At 68.0% G+C, this 593-nt stretch carries 1 protein-coding gene; it reads left to right on the top strand.

Annotated features, from left to right (window positions below):
• The coding region (locus AC5RWD_RS23175) for a S1C family serine protease (protein WP_494022264.1) at nucleotides 1–593 on the top strand (593 nt) is incomplete at both ends.

Genomic DNA, 593 nt, shown 5'->3' on the forward strand with positions numbered 1-593 from the left:
TGGCCGGAACGGTACGGGCAACGGACCCGGTCTCGGATCTTGCCTTGGTGGAGGCAAAGCGGACGGGCCTCCCGGCCGCCAAATTCCAGTCTGCCCTGCCCCGGATCGGTGAACTGGCCGTGGTGATCGGTTCGCCGCTCGGTTTTGAGAACACTGCGACGGCGGGCATCATCTCGGGCCTGCACCGGCAGATACCGGGGTCGGCGTCCAGCAGCCAGTCCCTCGTCGACCTCATCCAAACGGATGCCGCGATCAGCCCCGGCAACTCCGGCGGCGCCGTCGTGAACAGCAGGGGCGAAGTGGTCGGAATCAGTGAGGCCTACATACCCCCGCAGTCCGGGGCTGTGGCACTCGGCTTCGCCATCCCGGCCGCCACCGCGGTGAAGGTGGCAGACCAACTCCGCGCGGACGGAACTGCCGAGCACTCCTTCATAGGCTTGGGACTGGGCGAGATCAGCCAGCAGATAGCCGAAGAACTGGGGCTGCCGGACACCCGCGGGGCGCTGGCACTCACGGTCCAGGAAGGCGGACCCGCAGACAAGGCCGGTATCAGGCCCGGTGACGTCCTCACCAGGCTCGACGGCGCCGAGCTC

It is taken from the genome of Arthrobacter sp. CMU6 (assembly GCF_059090205.1).